At 68.7% G+C, this 24,125-nt stretch carries 23 protein-coding genes and 1 tRNA gene; 13 read left to right on the top strand and 11 right to left on the bottom strand.

Annotated features, from left to right (window positions below):
- Positions 1 to 3: 3 nt before the first annotated feature.
- From ED92_RS09650 to ED92_RS09640, 3 genes are all read right to left on the bottom strand, one after another.
- Complete coding sequence (locus ED92_RS09650) at positions 4 to 2,145, bottom strand: geosmin synthase (RefSeq protein ID WP_037335425.1); 2,142 nt, start codon at positions 2,143 to 2,145, stop codon at positions 4 to 6.
- Between the two features lie 105 nt (positions 2,146 to 2,250).
- Positions 2,251 to 3,030 (bottom strand): DUF3800 domain-containing protein, encoded by a 780-nt coding sequence (locus ED92_RS09645; RefSeq protein WP_037335421.1) that lies wholly within the window; start codon positions 3,028 to 3,030, stop codon positions 2,251 to 2,253.
- A gap of 32 nt (positions 3,031 to 3,062) precedes the next feature.
- Positions 3,063 to 3,854, bottom strand: a complete 792-nt coding sequence (locus ED92_RS09640; RefSeq protein ID WP_037335418.1) for a metalloregulator ArsR/SmtB family transcription factor — start codon at positions 3,852 to 3,854, stop codon at positions 3,063 to 3,065.
- A gap of 299 nt (positions 3,855 to 4,153) precedes the next feature.
- Here ED92_RS09640 and ED92_RS09635 point away from each other — a divergent pair, with 299 nt between their 5' ends.
- Positions 4,154 to 4,519 carry a hypothetical protein gene (locus tag ED92_RS09635; protein WP_037335415.1) on the top strand — a complete coding sequence of 122 codons (366 nt, stop codon included), beginning with the start codon at positions 4,154 to 4,156 and terminating at the stop codon, positions 4,517 to 4,519.
- Positions 4,520 to 4,643: 124 nt separating this feature from the next.
- The gene (locus tag ED92_RS09630; protein ID WP_037335412.1) at positions 4,644 to 5,537 is read left to right on the top strand and encodes a TIGR03619 family F420-dependent LLM class oxidoreductase; all 894 of its coding nucleotides are present in this window, start codon (positions 4,644 to 4,646) and stop codon (positions 5,535 to 5,537) included.
- A gap of 62 nt (positions 5,538 to 5,599) precedes the next feature.
- On the opposite strand, the gene ED92_RS09625 is transcribed toward ED92_RS09630, so the two are convergent.
- Together ED92_RS09625 and ED92_RS09620 are read right to left on the bottom strand one after the other, a co-directional pair.
- A tRNA-Thr gene (locus ED92_RS09625) sits at positions 5,600 to 5,675 on the bottom strand.
- Positions 5,676 to 5,719: 44 nt separating this feature from the next.
- The gene (locus tag ED92_RS09620) at positions 5,720 to 7,288 is read right to left on the bottom strand and encodes an alkaline phosphatase (protein WP_037335409.1); all 1,569 of its coding nucleotides are present in this window, start codon (positions 7,286 to 7,288) and stop codon (positions 5,720 to 5,722) included.
- A 149-nt stretch (positions 7,289 to 7,437) separates the two neighbouring features.
- Here ED92_RS09620 and ED92_RS09615 point away from each other — a divergent pair, with 149 nt between their 5' ends.
- From ED92_RS09615 to otsB, 3 genes are all read left to right on the top strand, one after another.
- Positions 7,438 to 9,003: a threonine/serine exporter ThrE family protein gene (locus ED92_RS09615; protein WP_037335406.1), complete on the top strand. Its 1,566-nt coding sequence runs from the start codon at positions 7,438 to 7,440 to the stop codon at positions 9,001 to 9,003.
- 81 nt (positions 9,004 to 9,084) lie between these two features.
- Positions 9,085 to 10,536 carry a trehalose-6-phosphate synthase gene (locus ED92_RS09610; RefSeq protein ID WP_016337688.1) on the top strand — a complete coding sequence of 484 codons (1,452 nt, stop codon included), beginning with the start codon at positions 9,085 to 9,087 and terminating at the stop codon, positions 10,534 to 10,536.
- 35 nt (positions 10,537 to 10,571) lie between these two features.
- Positions 10,572 to 13,100 carry a trehalose-phosphatase gene (otsB, locus tag ED92_RS09605; protein ID WP_037335403.1) on the top strand — a complete coding sequence of 843 codons (2,529 nt, stop codon included), beginning with the start codon at positions 10,572 to 10,574 and terminating at the stop codon, positions 13,098 to 13,100.
- Positions 13,101 to 13,178: 78 nt separating this feature from the next.
- Here the strand turns inward: otsB and ED92_RS09600 are convergent, their stop codons facing one another.
- From ED92_RS09600 to ED92_RS09585, 4 genes are all read right to left on the bottom strand, one after another.
- Positions 13,179 to 13,451, bottom strand: a complete 273-nt coding sequence (locus tag ED92_RS09600; protein ID WP_037335399.1) for a MoaD/ThiS family protein — start codon at positions 13,449 to 13,451, stop codon at positions 13,179 to 13,181.
- Positions 13,452 to 14,504 (bottom strand): sialidase family protein, encoded by a 1,053-nt coding sequence (locus tag ED92_RS09595; RefSeq protein WP_037335397.1) that lies wholly within the window; start codon positions 14,502 to 14,504, stop codon positions 13,452 to 13,454.
- Between the two features lie 166 nt (positions 14,505 to 14,670).
- The gene (locus tag ED92_RS09590; protein WP_037335394.1) at positions 14,671 to 15,627 is read right to left on the bottom strand and encodes a glycoside hydrolase family 6 protein; all 957 of its coding nucleotides are present in this window, start codon (positions 15,625 to 15,627) and stop codon (positions 14,671 to 14,673) included.
- A gap of 120 nt (positions 15,628 to 15,747) precedes the next feature.
- On the bottom strand, positions 15,748 to 16,401 hold the full coding sequence (locus ED92_RS09585; RefSeq protein ID WP_037335392.1) for a C39 family peptidase: 654 nt from the start codon (positions 16,399 to 16,401) through the stop codon (positions 15,748 to 15,750).
- A gap of 158 nt (positions 16,402 to 16,559) precedes the next feature.
- Here ED92_RS09585 and ED92_RS09580 point away from each other — a divergent pair, with 158 nt between their 5' ends.
- Positions 16,560 to 17,189, top strand: coding sequence for an RNA polymerase sigma factor (locus ED92_RS09580; protein WP_037335389.1), 630 nt, complete (start codon positions 16,560 to 16,562; stop codon positions 17,187 to 17,189).
- A complete protein-coding gene (locus ED92_RS09575) occupies positions 17,176 to 18,294 on the top strand; it encodes a CU044_5270 family protein (RefSeq protein WP_037335386.1) in 1,119 nt (372 codons plus the stop codon). The genes ED92_RS09580 and ED92_RS09575 overlap by 14 nt, the downstream gene beginning before the upstream one ends.
- On the opposite strand, the gene radA is transcribed toward ED92_RS09575, so the two are convergent.
- Complete coding sequence (radA, locus tag ED92_RS09570) at positions 18,291 to 19,649, bottom strand: DNA repair protein RadA (protein ID WP_037335382.1); 1,359 nt, start codon at positions 19,647 to 19,649, stop codon at positions 18,291 to 18,293. The genes ED92_RS09575 and radA overlap by 4 nt on opposite strands.
- A 111-nt stretch (positions 19,650 to 19,760) precedes the next feature.
- Positions 19,761 to 20,489 (bottom strand): hypothetical protein, encoded by a 729-nt coding sequence (locus ED92_RS09565; RefSeq protein WP_037335379.1) that lies wholly within the window; start codon positions 20,487 to 20,489, stop codon positions 19,761 to 19,763.
- Positions 20,490 to 20,786: 297 nt separating this feature from the next.
- On the opposite strand from ED92_RS09565, the gene ED92_RS09560 reads away from it, so the two are divergent.
- From ED92_RS09560 to ED92_RS09535, 6 genes are all read left to right on the top strand, one after another.
- Entirely contained in the window at positions 20,787 to 21,278 is a 492-nt protein-coding gene (locus ED92_RS09560; RefSeq protein WP_005165253.1) for a CarD family transcriptional regulator, read from the top strand.
- Between the two features lie 59 nt (positions 21,279 to 21,337).
- Entirely contained in the window at positions 21,338 to 21,988 is a 651-nt protein-coding gene (locus tag ED92_RS09555) for a 2-C-methyl-D-erythritol 4-phosphate cytidylyltransferase (RefSeq protein ID WP_369797383.1), read from the top strand.
- Positions 21,985 to 22,455: a 2-C-methyl-D-erythritol 2,4-cyclodiphosphate synthase gene (ispF, locus tag ED92_RS09550; RefSeq protein ID WP_034310203.1), complete on the top strand. Its 471-nt coding sequence runs from the start codon at positions 21,985 to 21,987 to the stop codon at positions 22,453 to 22,455. Before ED92_RS09555 ends, ispF begins: the two co-directional genes overlap by 4 nt.
- Positions 22,456 to 22,483: 28 nt before the next feature.
- A complete protein-coding gene (locus tag ED92_RS09545; protein WP_037335373.1) occupies positions 22,484 to 22,879 on the top strand; it encodes a PPOX class F420-dependent oxidoreductase in 396 nt (131 codons plus the stop codon).
- A gap of 14 nt (positions 22,880 to 22,893) precedes the next feature.
- Positions 22,894 to 23,289 (top strand): PPOX class F420-dependent oxidoreductase, encoded by a 396-nt coding sequence (locus ED92_RS09540; protein ID WP_037335370.1) that lies wholly within the window; start codon positions 22,894 to 22,896, stop codon positions 23,287 to 23,289.
- A 104-nt stretch (positions 23,290 to 23,393) separates the two neighbouring features.
- Positions 23,394 to 24,080, top strand: a complete 687-nt coding sequence (locus ED92_RS09535) for an HAD family hydrolase (RefSeq protein WP_037336292.1) — start codon at positions 23,394 to 23,396, stop codon at positions 24,078 to 24,080.
- Positions 24,081 to 24,125 lie beyond the last annotated feature (45 nt).

Below are 24,125 nucleotides of genomic sequence, written 5' to 3'. Positions count from 1 at the left end.
CGATCAGCGCGCCCCGCTCCCGATCCGCCACGCCGACATGCCGATCCCACTCGGCACGAGCGAGAACACCGGCGGCTCGGGAGCGTGGACGCGCGCCAGCTCCTCCGGCGTGTACCGCACGCACTTCCGGTGCCATTCCAGGATTCCCGCCATCCAGTCCTTCAGGTGGTCCGCGTACCCGGTGACCGCCGCGCGGACGTCGTCGCCGAGCCCGAGGTCGTCGCACATCCGCGGCAGATCCTCGCCGGCGAGCTGCTCGAACTGCGTCATCCGCGCGTTCATCAGCCGGGCGGCGATGTCGCGGGCCTCGATCCGGTCGACGTCCAGGAACCGCTCGGCGACGTACACGAGGTTGTGCGTCTCGCCCTCGTATTCGATCTCCTTCTGGTACGAGAACAGGTCGTTGGAGAACGCCGCGTAGTCCTGCGCCGCCGTGTCGAGTTCGAACAGCACCCGGTTCCCGAAGAGCTCGGCGGGCACGACGTCGCCGAGTTCGAGGAGCGCGAGGCTCTTGGTCAGGTCGGAGCCGAACGTCCGCCGCCGCATCTCCACGTAGTCGACCGGGTCGGGGACGCGGTTCTGCGCCTGGTTCCCGATCTCCCAGGCCCAGCTCGCGGTCATGCTCTCGACCGCCTGCCGGAAACCCGCGCGCGTACGCGGGGACAGCGGTCCCGCGGTGCGGCCCCACAGGTCCGCGAGGCCGACCTCGATCGGGTTCGACGGCTTCGGCACCGGCTCGCCTTCTAGCGGCATGAACAGGGAAAGCCGGTCGCTGCACAGTTTCGCGGCGACCGCGTCCCGTTTCGCCCCGAAGACCAGCGGGAAGTAGTCGTCGCCGAACGTGCCCCAGGTGAGCCAGTCGGTCGACAGCTTCAGCCCGTCGAGGTCCGTGTCCGGGTCGATCATCGCGGCGCAATACGCGAGGTCGAGCCCGCGGAACCGGCGGTCGTCCCAGACCCCGCCGTCGAGTATCCCCATCTCCCGCGCCCAGCCCGGCGCGTATTCGCGGGCGGCGGCGAGGTGGGGGCTGGTGCGCACGGGATACGGCATGCGGAATTCCGGCAACGGCAGGTGCCCGGTCTTCGCGAACGGCGGCGGTGCCTGCTGCCGTATCCGCTGAACGAGCCCAGGCCCGTTGGCGGCCGCTCCCTCGTTCATGTACCGGCTCGACCGGGTGTGCCACTCGTGACCGCCGGATTGCCAGTCCTGCAGGCCTTTGACGTACAGGCCGACCGCGATCTGCTCGGGCAGCGAGACATCGCGCTCGGCGAGCAACGCGGGCACCTCGACGAGCGCGGTGTTCTCGAACTGCTGCAAGCGCGAGGTCAGCAGGTCGTTGGTGAGTTCGGCGGCTTCCTGCGTCGGGCAGTCGAGGAACTTCTCGAAGACGAGGACGGCGTTGGAGTTCTCGCCCTCCTCTCGCACTTCGCGTTGGTAGGAAAAGAGATCGTTGCGAAGGTGGACGGCGTCGGCGAACGTGTCACGCAGCACCTCCATCGGCCTGGTCGCCGCGATCCGGTCCGGTACCTCGGCACCGACGGCGAACTCGATGAGGTTCGCCGACCACGGCGCCCCGCCGACACGACGGCGCATCTGGACGTATTCGATGGGGTTCGCGATACGGCCACGGTCGATGTTGTCCAGTTCCCAGAGCGATTCGACCATCAGATTGTGCGTGCTGGTGACGAAACGCCGTCGCCAGGCCTCGGACATCGAAGGAATGGTGCGAGCCCAAAGGTTTTCAAGCCCGGCTTCGGCGGGATTCCCCGGTTCCGGCGACCTTTCTCCCGGGCCGGTCATGAACAGTTCCAAGCGGTCCAAATAGGCCTTGGCGCCCTCGGTGTCGCGGGTGTACTTGAATTGCGCGAGGAAATCGTCGTCGAAGAAGAACACCCACACGTACCAGTCCGTGACCAGATCGAGGGACGGCCCGTCACAGTCCGGATGGGTGTGCGCGCAGAGCAGCGCGTAATCCATTTTCGCCAGCGCCTGCTCGGTCCAGACGACGTCACCGGACGGCGACGGCGAATCGAGCATCCCCATTTCCCTGGCCCAGGACATACTGTGTGCCCGTGCCGCTTCGAGGTGCGGATTCATCCTGGCCGGATGCGGCAGGTAGAACTCGGGCAAGGTGAAAGCCTGCATCTGCGACTGCCTCCCGGGCCGGGGTCGGATCCGTTCCGACGTTTCCAGCCCGTCGCCGCGCCGGGCAACCGTCCACCCGAGCGATTCGGTGCGCCATGGAGTGAATCAGTCCCAGAGTGACTCGGGATCGACATACGGCGCGAGCAATCCGGTCAATATCTCGTCACCGTTCCCGTTCAAGGCGTCCTCCGCGATCCGGCGGGCGACGCCGACGAGGAAATCGGCGGCCTGCACCCGCGGATCGGTCCGGGAATCCACGAACTTCACGCCGGCCAATCCCGGACTCGCCTCGATCCGGGCGAGCCGGTCGCCTTTGAGCGACGGTTGTTCGTCGTGGACGAGGAAGACCGGCTCCCCTCCCGCGCTCCAGTACTCGATGGCGCGGAGGATCGCGGGCACCAGCGGATCGAGGATCTTGGCGTCACGCGCCCGGCCGACCCTCGCCCTCAATTCCGCGGTGTCCCCGGCCATCGCGAAGAACGACCCCGCCGCCGGATCGCGACGGTTCCTGGTCCGCAGCACGTCGTTGAACGCGGCGAGGAGCTCGTCGTCCGGCCGGATTTCCGGGCCGGCGAGCGCCCGGAGTTCGTTCGCCAGCAACCGTTTCTTGTCCACGAGGTACACACGCGCGCGTCGGTGGACCGGGCCGCGCGGACCGAGGAACCATTCGAGCACCCGCCGGTGCTTCGTGCGGAGGAGGTGGTTCGCCTTGTACTCGACCGCCGGCGAGCGGATCCTCCGCCGCAGCTCGACCAGGCAGGCCGTGGCCTCTTCGAGGCTCAGCCGGACCCCCGCGTGCGCGAACACGCCGGTCCGGCCGCCGATCAGTTTCTCGCCCTCGGACCCGGACTCGTCGCAGGCGATCTCCAGGGGCACGCTGCGCATCGTGCCCGATCGCGAGGGCCGGGTCGACCGGGTTACGCGGGTTCGGGCAGCGGCTCGCCGGTCTCCAACAGCGATTTGAGGCTCGACAGGATCGACGGCCAGCCGCCCTTGACCATCTCCAGCGCGGTGCTGCCCTGGTCGAAACCGTCGTGCACCACGGTCAGCTTCACCATGTCGCCGACGGGTTCGAGATCGAACGTCACCTTCGACCGCGACTCGGCCTGAAGCTTCGCCGACACGTCGTCATCGAGCCCTACCGACTTGGCGAACTCCGGCGTGAACGTGTGCCAGGTGTAGGACAGCCGCCGGTACGGGTCGGACTCGAGGACGACCTGTTCGGGATCCTCCAGCTTCACGCCGAGCTGCTCCCAGGCCATCGTCGACCCGGCCTTCCAGTCCGAGGTGAACTCGCAACCCCAGTACTGCTTGGTGAAGACCGGATCGGTGAGCGCCCGCCAAAGCCGCTCCGGCGTCGTCCTGATGTAGCTGGTGTACACGAATTCGTCGGTACTCATGGGTTCCTGCTCCAATGCCTTCTTGAGGTCGGCGAGCGCGTCGACCCGGCCCTGGTGGTACCGGTCGATCCAGCGCTCGGCGATCGCGTTGATCGGCTCCGCGTTCACGTAGTGCAACTTCTCGCGGCCACGCCACACCGTGGTCACCAGATTCGCCGCTTCCAGCACGGCCAGATGCTTGCTGACCGACTGCCGCGCCATGTCCAGCCCCGCGCACAGCTCGCGCAGGGTCTGCCCGTTGCGGGCGTTCAGGTCGTCGAGCAACCGCCGCCTGCTCGGGTCGGCCAGCGCCTTGAAGACCTCGTCCATGCCGCTCTCCCAGATATGCAGCCTCACGGCTGCCTTTACAGGTTAGGCAGCCGCGCGGCTGCATGTCAAGACGCTCGCCAGGTCCGTGGGTTCGGCGGACAAGTGCGCCCAATGTGGCACTGGGGACGCCGAGCGTCTCCGATGCCACATTGGGCGCACCAGCTGAGCATCCTTGCCACTCACGAGGTCTATTCACCGGTGCGCGTGATCAGCGCGGGCGTGGGAGCCCGCGAACGCCCCGTCACGTTTCCCCCGACTCCCTCGTCCAGGCGGTGACACGTCCACTCGAAGGAGTTCCCATGCCGACCCCGTTGCGCGTCGCGATCGCCGTGCAGACCCTGGCCGTCTTCCTCACCCCGATCTCCGCCGGTCTCCTGCTGACCGTGCCGAGTGGCCACACCCTGCACAGCGCCACGGCCTACACGCTGTTCGTCGTCGCGATGCTGCACGTGCTCATCGCGATCCTCGTGTGGCGACCGGGTGGCGGCTCCGCCAAGCCGATCCTGCCCGCGGCCGTGTTCCTCGGTCTCACGCTGGTGCAGGTGTTCCTCGGGATCGCGCACGTGACGGCGGCCCACGTCCCGCTCGGCGTCGCGCTGTTCGGCTTCAGCCTCGTACAGCTGAGCCGGATCCGGCCCCTGCCACGGGAAGCGGCGGCGCCTTGATGACCGCGGTGGAAGTCTGCCGATCCATGCGTCCCTCCACCCGAGATACTTGAACGCGCAACCAAATGCGAGTACTAGTGGCACCAAGGCCGATACGGTCCGTCCATACCTCAGGGGAGTATCGATGCGTCTTGGGTTCAGCCTTCCGGTGTTCGGCAAGGCGGCGGCCACACCAGGTGGGATCGCGCGGTACGCGCGTACGGCGGAGCAGGCCGGGGCGGCCAGTCTCTGGGTCGGCGACCGGTTGCTGTCGCCGGTGAACCCGGAGGTGGCCTACCCGGGCTACGACACCATGCCCGAGGAGTTTTGGACCGCCCAAGATCCGTTCACCGCACTGGCCGTCGCGGCCGCCGTGACCGAAACCGCGATCCTCGGGTCCAGCACCATCAACGCGACGCAGTACCAGCCCGCCAACTTCGCCCGGCTGCTGACCAGCATCGACGTGGCCAGCAACGGCCGGCTGCTCCCCGGCCTGGGCATCGGCTGGTCACCCGACGAATACGCGGCCGTCGGCGTTCCGATGGCGGAACGCGGCAAGCGGCTGGACGACCTGCTCGATCTTCTCGACACCTGGTGGACCAAGGACACCGTGTCACACAACGGCATCGGCTACACGATTCCGGAGACCCACGTCCACCTGAAACCGGTGCGCAAGCCGCCCGTGCACCTGGCCGGGTTCGGCGAGAGGGCACTGCGCCGGGTCGCCGAGCGGGCGGACGGCTGGCTGCCGGTCTGGACGGTGCCCGAAACCATCCCCGCCGACATGCTCACCTCCACCCTGGCCAAGATCCGGGCCGACGCCGAACAAGCCGGTCGCGACCCGCGGACACTGGGCGTGGCGCTGCGAGTGAACGCCGCCCCGGGCACGAAGCCGGAACTCATCGCCGAGTCGGTGACGAAGATCGTCGCGACACTTGCGCCGGACCACACCTTCGTCGACCTCACCTACCTGACCAGCAGCGTGGAAGAACACATCGACCTCACCGGCCGCCTGCTGGAACTGACCGCCCGGGGCTGAAAGCGGAGCCCATAGGGGCCATGAACAGACCCCGCGAAACGCGAGGCGTCAGCATGTCGATCTGGAGCCGCCAAGGGGGCTCGAACCCCTGACCTTCTGTTTACAAGACAGATGCTCTACCAGCTGAGCTATAGCGGCCTCGCCCAGGACAGCCTGGGCGAGGCAAGTATATCGGCGCCCGTTCAGCGCTCCGCAGGGCGCACCCGCGGGTCCCCGGCCACCGTCCGGAAGGCGTGCGCGAACGTCACGGCGGTCGCCGGATCCCGGCGATCGGCGACGTAGTACCAGTTCATCCGGACGGCGTCCGGGGTCACTTCGAGGACGCCCGGGCCGTGCGAGTCGAGTTCCACGAAGCGCACATGCGGGTTCAGCGCGCGGATCGCGGCTTCGACCTTCAGCGAGCCGGTCCGCGGCGGGACGCCGAGTTGCTCGTCGATGTTGTCCGAGGTGACCGACGGGCAGACGAACTCGACGGCGACGCTCGTTCCGTCTCGCGGCACGTCGTTCGCCCACGACGAGTGGACGTCGCCGGTCAGGAACACCGTGTTGCCCCGGCCTTGCGCGGCGACGGTGTCGAGGACGCGGCGGCGGTCGGCGGTGTAGCCGTCCCATTGGTCGGTGTTGACCGTGGTCGGCTGGCCGTCGAGCAGGTCCCCGAGCGCGAGCCGTTCGCGTGTGGGCAGCGCGGGGATCTTGATCGGCGTGACCATCACCGAGTTCCCGATCAGGTTCCAGGACGCGGTCCCGCGCGCGAGGCCGTCCAGGAACCACTGCCGCTGATCGGCGCCGAGGATGGTGTCCTCCGCCGAGACCGGGCCGGGCTGCCGCGTCCGGTACGTCCGCAGGTCCAGCATGGTCAGGTCGGCCAGCGTCCCGAACTTCAGCCGCCGGTACAGCCGGTCGCCGCGATGCCGCACCGGCATCCATTCGAAGTACGCCTGGTGCGCGGCCCGCATCCGGTCCGCCCAGTCGCCCTCGGTCGCCGGGTCGTGTGACGGCGATCCGCCGGACCACGCGTTGTCGGCGGCCTCGTGGTCGTCCCAGGTCGCGATCATCGGATGCCGGGCGTGGAGCCGCCGCAGGTGATCGTCGGTCTTGTACATCGCGTGACGTTGCCGGTAGTCCGCCAGGGTGATCAACTCGTTGGGCGGTACCGAAGGCCGGAGATCACTTGCAGGGTTGGGATTCCCTTCGTAGAGGTAGTCACCCAGGTGAATGAAGGCGTCCAGATCGTCGCGGCCGGCCAGATAGCCGTAGGGGGCGAAGTGACCGACAGCCCAGTTCGCACACGAGACCACGCCGAAGCGCAGGCTTCCGACGTCCTCGTCGCGCGGAGGCGCCGTGCGGGTCCGGCCGGTCTGCGAGACCTTCCCCTGAGACGTGAACCGGTACCAGTACCCGGTCGACGCGCACAGCCCGCCGGCCGTCACCTTCACCGTGTGATCGCGCTCCGGCCCGGTCCGAAGGTGACCGCGAGCGACGACGCGCGTGAAGCCGGCGTCCTCGGCCACCTCCCACCGGACGTCCACCGCCGCGCCTTTTCCGGATCCCGGAACGGCCTCGGGCGAAGGGGTGACGCGAGTCCAGAGAAGGACCGAATCGGGCATCGGGTCACCCGAGGCGACCCCGTGCGCGAAAACCGGGGCTTCCGCCCCGCTAGATGCACCCGAAAGGGTGAACGTCGCCGCGGTCCCGGCAGCGGTGACACCGGCCGCGCGAAGAACGGAACGCCTGCTCACGGAGGACGCCATGACATGCAGTGTGCCGTAAACCGGCGACGTCGCGATGATCTTCCTCCGACGTGGCGGACGCCACTTCGGGTTTCCTGCAACGGTCGAGGCACCGGCCCCGATGCTCCTCGGGAAAGTCCCTCGAACCAGAGTGAGGAGGTGGATCGATCATGAAGATCAACGAGCACACCAAGGGAGCCCAGCGCGGCGAACGCGGTGCCGAAAAGAACCAGGACGAAACACCCGAACGTGGCGAATGGCTGCTGGAAGCGCCGCGCCAGCGTGACGGAGAGCGATCGATCCCCCAGACTCGCTCGCACCGGCCGAATCTGCTGCGCCGCCGCGCCTGGCAGATCCTCGAAGCGCCGACGGCCGAGCAGCCCGCCGTCGACGTCGACGAGGCGATGGGCCCGCAGCCGCCGGACGACACGACGGTCAACTTCGTCCTGGACCTCGTCCTGCGCATCGGCGAGGTCCAGATGTCGAGCGGCGCCGGCGCCTCCGACGTCACCGCGACGATCATCGCGCTGACCTCCGCGCTCGGCCTCCCGCACTGCGAGGTCGACGTGATCTTCACGTCGATCACGGTGACCTGCCACCGCGGCACCGACATGGCCCCGGTCACGGCGCTGCGCGTGGTCCGCTCGCGCAGCCTCGACTACACGCGGCTCACCCAGACCGAGACCCTGGTCCGCCGGATCGTCCGCGGCAACATCGGCGCCGAAGAGGCCCAGCAGGAACTGCAGCGGATCACGACCGCGCCGCACCCGTACCCCCGCTGGGTGGCCACGGCCGCCTGGGGCGGGCTGGCCGCGTTCATCACCCTGATCCTCGGCGGCAGCATCGACGTCGCGCTGGTCGCGCTGGTGATCAGCGCGGTCATCGACCGGCTCGGCCGGTTCTTGAACCGTTTCGCGTTGCCGTTCTTCTTCCAGCAGGTGATCGGCGGCCTGGTCGCGACGCTGTCCGCGATGGCGATAGTCAGCAGCAACCTGCTCACCACGGACAAACCCACGCTGGTCGTCGCGGCGGCCGTCACGGTGCTGCTGTCCGGGCTCTCCACGGTCTCCGCCGTGCAGGACGCCATCACCGGCTACTACGTCACGGCGGCCGGGCGCACGACCGAGACCGCGCTGATGAGCGCCGGGCTGATCGCGGGTGTGGTGCTCGCACTGAAGATCGCGGTCCTGCTCGGCCTGCCGCTGACACCGCTGCCCGAGGTCGTTTCCTCGACCCCGCAGCAGTTGCCGATCATCGTCATCGGCAGCGTCGGCGCGTCGGCCTGCTTCGCGCTCGCCTCGTATTCGACCCTGCGCGCGATGATCGTCGCGGGCGCGGCCGGGGCGATCGGCGGCGCCGTGTACGGCGCGTTGATGCTGACCGACTTCCAGGCCGTCAGCTCCTCCGCGGTCGCCGCCACGCTGGTCGGGTTCTGCGGCGGCGTGCTCGCCAGGCGCCTCAAGGTGACGCCGCTCGTGGTGGCTGTGTCCGGCATCACGCCCCTCCTCCCCGGCCTCTCCACCTATCGTGGTCTATACCAATTGGGCGTCGAACCCGGCGGGAACATCTCGACGTTGATGACCGCGGTCGCGATTGGGCTTGCCCTGGCAGCGGGTGTGGTACTCGGCGAATACCTGGCGCAACCGGTGCGCACGGGGCTCGGCAGGCTGGAACGCAAATTCGCCGGGCCGCGGATGGCGGGTCCGCTGGAACCCGCCGAACGACGCTTGGAGTGATCGCTCGGCCACGGGCCGCGGCCTCCTCGCGCGATAGGGTTTCCGCTTAGGGCAGCGACCCGCGATTCGAGGGAGCGGCTGGTGGACGAAGTGATTGCCGAGACGAGCAGAACGGCCTCCGCGGATTTCGTGGTGGTGGCGAACCGGCTCCCGGTGGACCTCGAACGGACCGCCGACGGGAGCAGGCGCTGGACGGCGAGCCCGGGCGGGCTGGTGTCCGCGCTCGAACCGTTCCTGCGGTCACGCAAGGGAGCCTGGGTCGGGTGGCCGGGTGTGCCCGACGTCGACGTCGAGGAGTTCGACGACGACGGCCTGGTGCTGCACCCGGTCTCCCTGACGTCGGACGACGTCCGCGACTACTACGAGGGCTTCTCCAACGCGACGCTCTGGCCGCTGTACCACGACGTGGTGGCGCGGCCGGTGTTCGACCGGAGCTGGTGGGAGTCCTACGTCCGGGTGAACCGGCGCTTCGCCGAGGCGAGCGCGAAGGTCGCCGCCGAGGGCGCGACCGTGTGGATCCAGGACTACCAGCTGCAACTGGTCCCGGCGATGCTCCGCGAGCTGCGGCCCGATCTCCGGATCGGGTTCTTCCTGCACATCCCGTTCCCCCCGGTCGAGTTGTTCATGCAGATGCCGTGGCGGACCGAAATCGTCCGCGGCCTGGTCGGGGCCGACCTCGTCGGATTCCACCGGCCGGGCGGTGCGCAGAACTTCCTCTGGCTGGCGCGGCAGCTGGCCGGGCTCGAATCCAGCCGCGGCGCGGTCGGTATCCGCACCCGCCCCGGCCTGATGCAGGTCGGCGACCGCACGGTGCGGGTCGGCGCGTTCCCGATCTCCATCGACGCCATCGGCCTCGACAAACTCGCCAAGACCAAGGGCGTCGCCGAACGCGCCGCCCAGCTGCGCCGTGACCTGGGCAACCCGAAGAAGGTCCTCCTCGGCGTCGACCGGCTCGACTACACGAAGGGCATCGACCTGCGGCTGCAGGCGCTGCACGAGTTGCTGCACGAAGGCCGCGTCCGACCGGAGGACGTGACGTTCGTCCAGCTGGCCACGCCGAGCCGCGAGCGCGTCGAGCACTACCAGCGGATGCGCGGCGACATCGAGCAGATGGTCGGACGGATCAACGGCGAATTCGCGCGCGTGGGTCACCCGGTCGTGCATTATCTGCATCAGTCCGTGAACCGGACGGAACTGGCCGCGTTCTTCTCCGCGGCCGACGTCATGGTGGTCACTCCCCTGCGTGACGGGATGAACCTCGTCTGCAAGGAGTACGTCGCCTGCCGCCACGACCTGGGCGGTTCGCTCGTGCTTTCGGAGTTCGCCGGCGCCGCGGCCGAGCTGACCAGTGCGCTCCTGGTCAACCCGCATGATCTGGACGGGGTGAAGAACGCCTTGGAGACTGCCATTACGCTCGACCCCGCAGAGGGACGCCGCCGTATGCGCGCCATGCGTCGACAGGTCCTCACGCATGACGTCGACCGCTGGGCGCGCTCGTTCCTTCAAGCGCTCGGTGCCGAACCGGCCGACTGATCCCCCTACCCCGCATAGTTCCCGAGGAGAAATCGTTGACCGCCGAGGCACTGCCCGCCGAGCTGCGGCGTGCGATCGTTCAGGTCGCGCGCACCCCGCGGCTGCTGGTCGCCTGCGACTACGACGGCACGCTGGCTCCGATCACGGCCAACCCGGACGAAGCCCGTCCCCTGCCCGAATCGGTAGGTGCGCTCAGGTCGCTGGCCGGCCTGCACGAGACGACCACCGCGGTCATCTCCGGCCGCGCGTTGCGTGATCTCGCCACTCTTTCCCGCCTTCCGGCCGAGGTGAACCTGGTCGGCAGCCACGGATCCGAGTTCGACATCGGCTTCATCCACGCGCTCGACGACAAGGCCCGCGAACTCCACAGACGGCTCGAGGCCGAGCTGGAGAACCTGGTGCTCGACGTGCCGGGCGTCTCGCTCGAGGTCAAACCCGCGAGCATCGCGGTGCACGTCCGCCGCGCCGAGCACGAGGCGGGCCGCCGGGTCCTTCGTGATGTCCACAATGGACCTTCGAAGTGGGAGGGCGTGTCCACGACCGACGGCAAGGAGGTCGTCGAGCTCGCGGTCGTCCAGACGGACAAGGGCCGCGCGCTGGACACCCTGCGCCACCAGGTCGGCGCGACGGCGGCGGTCTTCCTCGGCGACGACGTCACCGACGAGAAGGCGTTCGCCCGGATCTCCGGCCCGGACCTCGGCGTGAAGGTCGGCGACGGCGAAAGCCTGGCCCAGTACCGGGTTCCGGACACGGTCGACGTCGCGATGGCGCTCGCGTTCCTGCTCGAAGAGCGGCGCAACTGGCTCTACGGCGAGCAGGCCCCGCCGATCGAGCGGCTTTCCCTGCTGGCCAACGAACGTTCGGTCGCGCTGGTCACGCCGGACGCCCGGCTGACCTGGCTGTGCCACCCCGGCCCCGACGCGCCCGCGATCTTCGCGGACCTGCTCGGCGGTGCCGGCGCTGGTCACTTCTCGATCAAGCCGCACCGCAACGGCCTGCCGCTCGGGCAGCGCTACCTGCCGAACACGATGACCGTCGAGACCCGCTGGTCGCGACTGCTCGTCACCGACTACCTGGAGCCGGAGAGCCCCGCGCACCGCACGGATCTCGTCCGGGTGATCTCGGGTGAGACGGCGGCGGAGATCGTGTTCGCGCCGCGGCCCGAATTCGGCGGTGTGCCGGTGAAGCTGGTCGCCGAGGGCGACGGGATCCTGGTGCAGGGCACCTCGGAACCGTTCGCGCTGCGCTCGCCCGGCGTGGAGTGGGAGATCACCTCCGACGGCATGAACGACACCGCGACCGCGCTGGTCACCCCCTCGCCGGAGAACCCGGTGGTGCTCGAACTCCGTTGCGGCACTTCGGATCTCAGCGAGCACGAACTGTCCGAAGTGGAGCGACGGACGCGCGCGGGCGACTACTGGAGCACGTGGGCGCGGACGCTCAAACTGCCCAGCGTCCAGACCGACCTCGTCGGCCGCTCGGCGCTCACCCTGCGCGGGCTGGTGAACACCGACACCGGCGGCGTGCTCGCGGCGGCGACGTCCTCGCTGCCGGAGGAGATCGGCGGCGTCCGCAACTGGGACTACCGCTACTGCTGGATCCGCGACGCGGCCATGACCGTGCGCGAACTGGTCCACCTCGGCTCGACCGAAGAGGCCGAAGGCTACCTCCGGTGGCTGCACGGTGTTCTGTCCACTTTGGCCGGTCCGGAACGGCTGCACCCGCTGTACACCTTGGCGGGCAGCGTGATCGGCGCCGAAGCGGTCATCGAATCGCTGCCCGGATACGCCGGTTCGCGGCCGGTCCGCGTCGGCAACCTGGCGAACCACCAGGTGCAGCTGGACGTGTTCGGCCCGGTCGTCGAACTCGTGCAGACGCTGGCGGAGGCGCGCGGCGAACTGCGCGACGAGGACTGGCAGATGGTGCGCGCGATGGCCGAGGCCGTCACGCGGCGCTGGAACGAGCCGGACCACGGCATCTGGGAGGAGCGGCACGTGCCGCGCCACCGGGTGTACTCGCGGGTGATGTGCTGGGTGACCATCGACCGGGCGGTCAAGCTCGGCGAGGTCTACGGCCGTGAGGTGCCGGGCGCGTGGCCTTCGCTGCGTGACGAGATCGCCGCGGACGTGCTGGAGAAGGGCTGGAACGAAGAGGTCCAGGCCTTCACCACCGCCTACGACGGAACGGACCTCGACGCCGCTTCGCTGTTCGTCGGGCTGACCGGGCTGATCGATCCGGCCGACCCGCGTTTCCAGTCCACGGTGACCGCGATCGAGGCGGAACTGCGCAGTGGATCCACTGTGTACCGGTACCGCCGCGACGACGGCCTTCCCGGTGGCGAGGGCGGTTTCCACATCTGCGCGGCCTGGCTCATCGAGGCGTACCTGCTCACCGGGCGGCGCACCGAGGCCGAGGAACTGTTCACGCAGATCGTCGACGCGGCGGGCCCGACCGGCCTGCTGCCCGAGCAGTTCGACCCGATCGCGGAGCGTTCGCTGGGCAATCACCCGCAGGCGTACTCGCACATCGGGTTGATCCGGTGCGCGAACCTGCTTTCCCAGTAGATCGCTTCACGTGTCAGGAAAGGGTCGTTCAGGACGTTTTTCGTCCTGAACGACCCTTTCCTGACATCCGGCTGCCGCTCAACCCCCGGCGACCGACGGAATGATCTGGACTTCCTTCACCTCAGCGAGCGAAGTCTTGGCCCCATCGAGACGACGGCATTCCTCACCGTCCACGTAGAAGTTCACATAGCGCCGCAGCGCACCCGTCTCGTCGCGCAACCGCCGTTCCAGCGCGGGAAAACCGTCGCCGAGCGAGTCCAGGACCGCGTCGAGCGTCGGCGCGTCGACGTCGAGCGTCCCCGCTCCGCCCGCGAGCGGTCGCAGCATCGCGGGCAGCAGGACCCGGACCATCTAGACCACCTGGGCCCGGACGCACAGCACGTCCGGCAGATGCGCGGCCACCTGATGCCAGATGTCGCCCCCGTCCGGGCTGGCCCACACTTCACCGGATCGCGTGCCGAAGTAGATCCCGTCCCGCGCGTCGACGCACATGCCGTCCCGGAGCACGCCCGCGTAGAAACCCTTGTCCGGCAAGCCGTTTCCGAGTCCCGTCCAGGTCTCGCCCGCGTCCTCGCTGCGGTAGACGCGGCAGCGGCCCTCCGGCGGGAACCGGAGCACGTCGGCCACCAAGGGGAAGTTGTAGACGGTGTCCGGCTCGGTCGGATGGACCACCATGGCGAATCCGAAGTCGTTCGGCAGGCCGCCGGCGATGGACTTCCACGTCTTCGCGTCGTCGTCGCTGCGGTAGACACCGCCGTGGTTCTGCAGGAAGAACCGTTCGGGCCGCGCCGGATGCATGGCGACCTTGTGCACGCACTGCCCGAACTCGGGTTCCTCGTCGGGCAGGAATCCCGCGCTGATCCCGCGGTTCGACGCCGTCCAGCTCTTGCCGCCGTCCTCGGTCCGGTAGACGCCGCCCGTCGACATGGCGACGGTGATCCGCTGGGAATCGCTGGGATGCGGCAGGATCGTGTGGATCATCTGGCCGCCACCACCGGGTGTCCAGTGTGGACGGTGCTCGTGATCCCACAGCCCACGCACGAGTTCGAAGGTCTCGCCGCCGTCCTCGGACCGGAACAGCGCGGACGGCTCGACACCGGCGTAGACGACGTCCCCGGCGAGCACGATCTGCCAGATGCCTTCGAGCGCGGTCTCCGTGTCGGCAGGGAAAGCGACCGGAGCGTGGTCGGGTTCGGACCAGCTCTCGCCGAAATCCTCGGACGTCGCGATCGTCGGTCCGAAGTGCTCGTTGACCGCGGCCGCGTAGACCTTGCCGGGGGTCAGCGCGACCGCGCGCACGGCCTCCATCGGGAACTTCGGCTCGGAGAGCGCCCAGTTCTCGCGATCCTCGCTCCGGGCGAGGAACAAGCCCTTCCTGGTACCGATCCCCAGCTGGAACTCCACGACGCCGTCCTCCTCGCTCCGGTTATGTGACCCAGGTCACCGTACTACCGCGAGCGGGGAAATGGAGGCGTCGCGCCGGCTGCTGTCCAAGGGGTCGTGGCCTTCGCCTTCTCGGGAGAACGAGGGTCACAGACGAGCAGCCGGCGCGACGGGCTTTCGGGGGCGGTCAGGTACCGCTGATCAGGCGCAGGGCGAGATCGGGGCTGAACTGACCGGCTTCGACGTTCGGCGCGATCCCGCATTTGCCGTCGGAGTCGCCGGGCACCTTGACCCAGAGCAGCATCTCGGCGCCGCCGCCGGTCTGCGAGGTCGCCCCGAGCTTGCGCCCGGCCGGGTTGCACCACTCGGAGCCCAGCGGGCCGTTGCCGTTGCGGCTCGTGTCGATCACGAACGGCTTGGTGTAGCCGTACTTGCTCGACAGCGCGGCACTGACTGCCTTGCCGTAGTTCGCCGAGTCGGTGGTGGTCTTGTAGTTCGACACGTTGATCGCGAGCCCGCGGATCGACTTCACCCCGACGGCGTTGAGCCGGTCGGCCATGGTCGCGGCCGGGATCCAGGTCGAGTTGCCGCCGTCCATGTACGCCCAGGTGTTCGGGGCCTTCGCGGCGAACTGCTCCGCGGCGTACTTGAGGAGGTCGAGGCGGGTCTGGCGCTCACCGGTGGGCAGGCAGTCGAGCTGCGCGAGCGCGTCCGGCTCGATGACGACGACCGCGGGCTTGCCGCCGATACCGTCGGCGAAGTTCGAGATCCAGGTCCGGTAGGCGTCCGGGCTGCCCGCGCCGCCGCCGGAGTGACCGCCGCAGTCACGGCCGGGGATGTTGTACGCGACCAGGATCGGCAGCTTGTCCGCGACGTCGGCGGCGTAGGTGTAGCCGTCGACCGCGGTCTTGATGTTCCCGCTCCAGTTGCCGAACCAGCGCGCGCCCGCCTTGGTGGAGATGGCGGCCTTGATCTTGTCGGCGGTGCTGCCCGGGTGGTCCCTGACCCAGACCGCGGGGTTGGAGTTCGGGTCGACGTAGAAGCCGTTGGTCTTCTCGAGCGGGTTGCCGTCGGCGGCCAAGGCCGGCGAGGCGACCAGGGCCAGCAACGAGGCGGCCAGCAGACCGAGCGTCTTGATGCGCATGTCCCCCAGCTTCGGGCTCTTCCGTACAAGATTCGTACAACCCACGCGTTTCGTCCTCTGAATGCGTTACTTGCGCGCGCAAGGATCGCATTCAGAGGACGAAACGCGGGAGGGCGTGGGTCAGGCCGAGTAGCCCTTCGGCGGGATCAGGGTCGCGAGCTGGTTGAAGGTGAGCCAGTAGATCTGGTTGCCGCCGAAGTTGGCCGGGTCGGCGATCTTCACCGTCATGTTGTCGCTGTTGTAGCCGATGATCGTGAAGTAGTGGTAGATCGTGTAGTTCGGGTAGCCCGGCGGGTGGTTGTTCGCCGGGGCGACGATGTTCGCGACGATCGCGTAGCCCTTGTCGACGTCCAGCACGATGTCGCGCCACAGCAGGTCGCGCTGCGCCTGGGTCGGCGGATCGTTCGGCATCTCCTTGGTCTCGTACCAGCCACCGGCGACGTGGTTGTTGAGGACGCGGGTGACCTGCCCGATCCAGTCGGTGCCGTTGGTGGTGGTCGGCAGTTCGTTCGCGAGCTGCTGCTGGCTCGGCGGATTGCCGTTCTTGGCCGAAATGGCGATACGGGTGGCGGCCGGGCCGCACCAGTACCCGGTCTCCTGGATCTGGTACTGGATGTTGAGTTCGGCGGCCGCCCTGACCCCTTCGACCTTGGCCGGCGGCGCCATCGACTCCACATCGACGACTGTCTTACCTTGAGCGACGGCCACCGCCGGAGCGGTGAGCAAGGCGGACGCCGCGAGCGCGGCGACGACCACGGTCCTGAGTCGACGCATGGTAATCCTTCCCCAGTTTCACTTTTGAATGGTGAATAGTGAACATGATCGCCGGTCCCGGGGCTTTTGTCTGCGGCTTCACCTGCGCTTTCCCCGGTCGGCCCACGACGAAAGTAGGATCGGATGAACGCTTCGAGCGCCATCGGGCAATAGCGATCGTGCAGGTGATGAAAGACGATCACGAGCAGGCCGGCTCGCGTGGACCGGACAGACCCGATCTCGGTGGCCCCGATCCCGCACCCGTCTTCGGCATGCTCTTCGACGCCCACGCGGCCCCGCTGCAGCGTTATCTCGCGCGCCGCGTCGGCACGGAGACCGCGCACGACCTCGTCGCCGAGACGTTCCTCGTGGCCCTCCGGCGGCGCGAGACGTACCGCCCGGAGGCCGGGACGGCGCGGGCGTGGCTCTACGGCATCGCGACGAACCTGCTGCGGCATCATGTCCGCACCGAGACGAGGGCGCTCAACGCGACGGCCCGGCTCGCGGCCGCCGGACAGGCGGTCTCGGCCGGGCACGACGGCCGCGTCGCCGAGCGGGTCGACGCCCAGTCCCGCGCGGCCCAGCTGGCGGGCGCGCTGGCCGAACTGAGCGTCGCGGACCGCGACACCCTGCTGCTGGTGTCATGGGCGGGCCTTGACCCCGGCGAGGTCGCCGAAGCACTGGGGATTCCCGCCGGGACGGTGAGATCACGGCTGCACCGGATCAGGAGATGGCTGCGCGCCAACGCACCGGAGTCCACAAAGGACGGATCGAGCAGGAACGAGGAGGGCGAAAGTGCACGGCGATAGCGTCAGGAAGGTGTGGTCGGAGGCCGAACTCGACGAGGCGCTGGCCTGCCTCCACGCCGAACCGGAAACCCGGCGGGACGAACTGTCCCACGCCAAGGCAGCACTTCTGCGCGCCGCCGGCGAGGTCGAGGACGAACTGCTCCCGAGGCTCGCGCCCCCGCCGAGGAAACGGCCCGGCGCTTGGCGATGGATCGCCGCCGCCGCGGCCGCGGCCCTGGTGTCGGGCGGAGGGATCGTGGCGACGAACGCCTTCACCGACGGCGACGGCCCGGCCCCCGCGGACCATTCGGTCGTCGGCCCGAACGAAGAAGCGCTCGAATCCCTCCACGGCGACGACTTCCCGCTTCGCGACGATCAGTACCGGCTCGTCACGGAGTCCACCTGGACCACTCGTGTCACCAAGTCCGGGCTGGTCTACCAGACCCACGAGATCCTCGAACGCTGGCTGCCGGTCCCAGGCTGGAAGTCGTTCAAGACCCGGTTCACCGGCACCGGCGAGATCCGCTGGGTCAAGGGCGACTACCAGACGGCGATGAGGAACGGCGAGGCGCTGCCGGGCCCGTCGTCCTCGGTCAGCGTGAACGACGTGCCGCCGCCCACCACCACGACGTCGCAGGCACCTCCGATCCTCCCGCCCCAGGACCGGCTCCCTTCGGAGAGCGGCTGGACGCAACCCTCCCCGGATTTCCTCGCCGAACTGCCCATCGACCCCGGCAAGATGGCCGAGCGGCTCCGCCACGACGGCATCTGGCCGGACGGCCGCCCCGCGGAACAGCCGAACTCGCCGCCCGAGATGTTCGAGATGGCGTTCAACGTACTGCGCTCGTCCCAGGGCTTCGGTGCGCAACGGGTGGCTCTGTGCAAAGCGCTCGCACGGATGCCCGGCATCGTCCTGGAGACCGTGACCACTCCTGACGGTCGCTCCGCGTTGTCGTTCTCGGTCACGATGCCGGACCGGACACGCACGTTCATCGTCGACCGGGCGACGGCGGCCGTCGTCGGGAGCCGCGCCGTCCGGGCGAACGACAAACGGGAGAGCTGGCCGGGGCTGACCCTGTTCGACACGACGATCTCGGTGGTGATCACCGACGACGACGGCCCCTAACGGGCGTGCTTCGCGGCGTTGAGCGCGCTTCCGACGTCGGCCACCTCCAGCACCCGGATACCCGGCGGGATCTTGCCGGAATCCGGCGGCACCAGCGCGTACGTGAAGCCGAGCCGGGCGGCCTCCGCGAGCCGCCGCCCGACGCTCGGCACCCTCCGGACCTCACCCGAGAGCCCGACCTCGCCCATCGCGACGAGTTTGGGCGAGAGCGGCGTGTCCCGCGCCGACGACATCAGCGCCAGCACGACCGCGAGATCGATGCCCGGCTCGGTGATCTTCATGCCGCCGACCGTCGCGACGTAGACGTCCTTGTCGCCGACCTTGATACCCGCCCGCTTCTCCACCACGGCCAGCACCATCGCGACACGGGCCGAATCGAGGCCGCTCACCGCGCGCCGGGGCTGCGGTGACTGGGTCGCCGACACCAGCGCCTGCACCTCGCCCAGCAGCGGCCGCTTGCCCTCCATGGTCACCGTGACCGCGGTGCCCGCGACCGGCTCCGCGGTGTGGCTGAGGAACAGCCCCGACGGGTCGGGCACGCCGACGATGCCCTCCTCGACCAGTTCGAAGCAGCCGATCTCGTCGGCGGCGCCGAAGCGGTTCTTGATACCGCGCAGCATCCGCAGCGTCGAATGCTTGTCGCCCTCGAACTGCAGGACGACGTCCACCAGATGCTCCAGCACCCGCGGCCCGGCGACCGAGCCGTCCTTCGTCACGTGGCCGACCAGCACGATCGGCAACCCGCGTTCCTTGGCCAGCGCGACCAGCCCGGAGGTGACCGCGCGGACCTGGGTGACCCCGCCCGGCGCGCCCTCCACCTGCGGGGAGGCCATGGTCTGGACCGAGTCGACGATCAGCACACCCGGCTTGACCGCGTCCACGTGGCCGAGGATCGCGGAGAGATCGCTCTCGGCCGCGAGGAACATCTCGTCGTGGACGTTGCCGGTGCGCTCGGCGCGCAGCCGCACCTGCCCCGCCGACTCCTCACCCGTGACGTAGAGGGCGCGGCCCGCGGTGGCCGCCCACTGATAGGCGACCTCCAGCAGGAGGGTCGACTTGCCGACACCGGGCTCCCCGGCGAGCAGGATGACCGCGCCCGGCACGAACCCGCCGCCGAGCACCCGGTCCAGTTCGGAGACGCCGGTGGGCTTCGCGCGCGCCGTCTCGACGTCGACCTCGCCGATCGGACGCGCCGGGGCACTGGGCGCGCCCGCCGCGACCCTGGCTATCGCGGGGCGGGCGTCGCCGCGTTCCTCGAGCGTTCCCCACGCCTGACATTCGGGGCAGCGCCCGACCCATTTCGGCGCCTCGTACCCGCACTCACCGCAGCGGTAGGTGCTGCCTTTCTTGACCACCCCGCGAGGCTAGCGGCCACCACCGACAAACCCGGGGAGCGACAAGTACATGAAGGCCCCCTTCCTGTACCCAAGCGCAAGGAAGGGGGCCTTCATGTAATTACGAGGGAGCTAGTGCCCGCCGCCTTCGGCCTTGGGCTTCTCCGGCGCGGGCGCCCGGCTGCCCGGGTGCGACGGCGCCGCGACCGGCAGGTCGACGGTGATCGAGCCGGAGTTCTTGAAGACGAAGGTGACCTTGATGGTCTGGCCCGCCCACACCGGCTGCTTCAGCCCCTGCAGGACGATCGTGGCCTTGCCCACCTGGTCCGGCGCGTTGGTCTGCTCCGGGCCCGCGGACGGCGTGACCGTCCCGGCGACGCTCGACGACGGGGCGCCGGAAGACGAGGGCGTACCCGACGAGGACGGCGCACCCGAGGACGAAGCCGGCGCGGAGGACGCCGGGGCGCTCGTCGGCGCCACCTCCTTGGTCGACTCGACCGCGTCGGACGGGCCGATCACGAGCGCGTGGCTCGCCACGACGACCTTGGCGCCGGTGATCTTGGCGTCACCGGTGGCGGCTTCGGAGGAGACCGAGACGAGCTCGTCGTCCAGCTTGCCCTGGTTCACGATGGTCAGCGTCAGCGGCGCGGCGGCACCGGCCGGGTACGCCTGCCCCTCGGTCGGGAACTGGAGCGCGGCGTTCCGCAGCACCAGGTCCTTCGCCTGCGCGTACGTCCCGTTGACCGCGGGCTGCTGCGAGTCGGTCTGGGTGATCTGACCAGCACCGCAGCCGGCGAGCACGAGCGCGGCGCCGAGCGCCAGCACACCTGCGCCGAACACGCGACGATTCTGCAGCCTCACGTCGGAGTCCTTCCATCTCACGGCCTCTTCACCGCGAAGACTAGCCGGGCGCCTTCACGGGCCAAGAACCCGGTGCGTGTTGGCACCCCACCAATGCGGTGACGTGCCCAAGATCAACCGTCCACAAAGGATTTGGAAATCGTTCGCTTCTCACCAGCGTGAGCATGGGCGAATTGGGTTTGTCAACCCCCGGGCGGACCACCGTCAGGCCGCTGACCTGCGACGACGATCGCGGGCCACTAGGTGGGCCTCGTCGGCACGTGCTAAGATGAATTCAGCGAAAGGGGCAGAGGACACATGGTTTTCAAGGTCGGAGAGACCGTCGTCTACCCGCACCACGGTGCCGCACTCATCGAAGCCATCGAGACCCGCGTGATCAAGGGCGAGGAGAAGAAGTACCTCGTCCTCAAAGTCGCGCAAGGGGATCTTACGGTTCGCGTGCCCGCAGACAACGCCGAGATCGTCGGCGTTCGTGATGTCGTCGGGCAAGAAGGACTGGACAAGGTTTTCGACGTTCTGCGTGCTCCGCACACCGAGGAGCCCACCAACTGGTCTCGTCGGTACAAGGCCAACCTCGAGAAGCTCGCCTCCGGCGATGTGAACAAGGTGGCCGAAGTGGTGCGCGACCTCTGGCGGCGAGAGAAGGACCGCGGACTTTCAGCCGGCGAGAAGCGCATGCTGGCGAAGGCGCGGCAAATTCTGGTCAGCGAGCTGGCGCTCGCGGAGGGCACCGACGAGGACAAGGCTGAAGTCCTCCTCGACGAAGTTCTGGAAACCGCGGCAGTCTGAACCGGCGGGTGTCCCACGCCAGGTGAGGCTGCGAGGGATACCTCTACGATCGCGCACATATGAGCACCGTCCATATGAGCACAATCGTGTTCGTCACTGTCGTTCGACACCATGCCTCCGACGCGGAGCTCGCTCTCGCGCCGGTCAATGGTGAAGCGCTACTCACGCACACTGTGCGGGGGCTGCTCGCTCTGCCGGATCTCGATCTGGTGGTCGTAGCGGCCCCCGAGCGGTGTGCTGATTTGTTTTCGGCCGCTTTGAGCGGCTTCGAGGAGCGTTGCCGGATAGTACCCGGCTCGTCGCTCAAGCATGCTTTCGACACCGTCGAAACAGAGATCACCGGGAATCCGGTCTTCCTCGTGCACGACGCGCTGCGCGCCTTCACTCCTCCGGACACGGTCCATGTCGTCGTGGACGCGGTCCGTGCGGGATCCCCCTTCGTGATTCCCGTACTGCCGATGGCGGACACCGTGAAGGTGACTGATGCGGCGAAAGTGATTACAGGGACCGAAGACCGCGCGTTTCTGCGCACGGCGCAAACCCCGCTCGGCTTCACTCGTGAGACTTTTCTCTCGTATGCCGCCAAGCCGTCTCTCGACGGCGCGCACACCATCGCCGGACACCCGGATGCGATGCGCGTCACCAACTCGTTCGAACTGAAGCTGGCCGAAGCGATCGCTCGGGCCGGGGAAGCAGAGGAAACCCTGTGAGGATCGGGAACGGCGTCGACGTCCACCCCGTCGAGGCGGGCCGTGAATGCTGGATCGCCGGGCTCCTCTGGCCCGGCGTCGACGGTTGCGCCGGCCATTCCGACGGTGACGTCGCCGCGCACGCCCTGTGCGACGCGCTGCTGTCCGCGGCCGGGCTCGGCGATCTCGGCGCGGTGTTCGGCACCGGCGATCCGCGCTGGGCGGGCAAGCACGGCGTCGAATTCCTCGCGGAGGCGCGGCGTCTGGTCGAGGCGGGCGGCTGGACCGTCGGGAACGCGACCGTCCAGATCGTGGGCAACGCGCCGCGCGTCGGGAAACGCCGCGAAGAGGCGCAGAAGGTGCTGAGCGAGGCCGTCGGCGGGCCGGTGAGCGTGTCCGGGACGACGACCGACGGACTCGGCCTGACCGGACGCGGCGAGGGCATCGCGGCGTTCGCGACGGCATTGCTGCTGCCCTCGCAGGAATAGCCGCGGGCGGAAGCCGGTTCGGGCTGTCATGGCAGTCACACTTCCCGAACCGGTCCGTGCACTGGTGGACGGCAAGAACTTCGCGACCGTGGCCACGCTGGACGCCGACGGCGGCCCGCAGACCTCGATCGTCTGGGTGGGCCTCGACGACGGCGATCTGGTCTTCAGCGCCACCGAAGACCGGCTGAAGGTGCGAAACCTGCGCCGCGATCCGCGCGCGAGCGTGTCGATCACCGACGCGGAGAACCCGTACCGGCACACGCAGCTTCGCGGCACGGTCACGATCACCCCGGATCCCGGGAAGGCGTTGCCGAAGGCGCTCAGCCACAAGTACCTCGGCCAGGACCCGCCGCCGGAGGGCGATGACGTCGAGCGCGTGATCGTCCGCCTGCGCGTCGAACGGATCGCCGGGAACGTCCGGTGATTAGGCTCTCGGGCATGGGTGTGACCTTCAACGACGCGACCAAGAAACTCCTCGACGGCAACAACTTCCCGGTGCTGGCGACCATCAACGCCGACGGCTCCGCGCAGACGTCCGTGCTGTGGGCGAAGCGGGACGGAGACACGGTGATCTTCGCGACCGTCCGCGGCCGTCTCAAGGAGCGGAACATGGCCAGGGACCCGCGGGTGTCCGTCTCGGTCTTCGACCAGGAGAACCCGTACGACTACGTCGAGATCCGCGGGACCGTCGAGATGACCGACGAGGGCGGGCGCGAGCTGATCAACGAGCTGTCGCACAAGTACCTCGGCAAGGACTACCCGGACGAGCCGGCGGAGGTCGTCCGCGTACTGGTCCGGATCACGCCCACCAAGATCACCGGCAACGCCGCCTGATGTGTCATGAAAGGGCCGTTCAGGACGAAAAACGTCAGGAACGGCCCTTTCATGACACACCCGAGCGCGGCAGGAACCCCACGATCGTGGCTAATGTGGACCTCGTGACCTTTCGCGCTGTGTTGTTCGACTTCTCCGGCACGGTCTTCCGGCTCGAACAGGACGAGACCTGGCTCGCCGACCTCACCGGCCACGATGGCGAGAGCCTGGACCTCGAAGCCCAGACCGAACTGATGCGCCGGATGACCGCGCCGGTCGGCCAGGTCGTCGATCTCGACGAAGAGCACCTGTACGCCTGGAACCACCGCGACCGCGACCCGGTGCTGCACCGGAAGGTGTACCTCGAGGTCCTCAAGCAGTCCGGGGTGCCGCACGCCGACCAGGCCCTCGCGCTCTACACCCGGCTGATCGATCCCACCCAGTGGACGCCGTACCCGGACACCGAGGCAGTCCTCAAGGGTGTCTCGGGCAAGGGCGTGAAACTCGGGGTGCTGAGCAACATCGCCTTCGACATCCGGCCCGCGTTCGGCCGCCGGGGCTGGGACGCCTACGTCGACGAGTTCATCCTGTCGTTCGAGGTCGGAGCGGTGAAACCGGAGCCGGAGATCTTCCGCGCGGCCGTCGAGCGGCTCGGCGTCGACCCGGCGGAAACGCTCATGGTCGGCGACAGCGAAGAAGCGGACGGCGCCGCGCGCGACATCGGCTGCGCGTTCGCGCTGGTAGAGCCGCTGCCGACGACCGAGCGGCCGGACGCCCTGCTCAGCGCCCTGCGCACCCATAACGTGCTGTAATACGGTCACTGCGACACCGCTCACGCCGACCCCGTACCCTTTTAG

It is taken from the genome of Amycolatopsis sp. MJM2582 (assembly GCF_000754115.1).
Lineage (GTDB): Bacteria > Actinomycetota > Actinomycetes > Mycobacteriales > Pseudonocardiaceae > Amycolatopsis > Amycolatopsis japonica.
The sequence above is the reverse complement of the archived record's forward strand: the minus strand, read 5'-3'. Positions and strand labels throughout refer to the sequence as shown.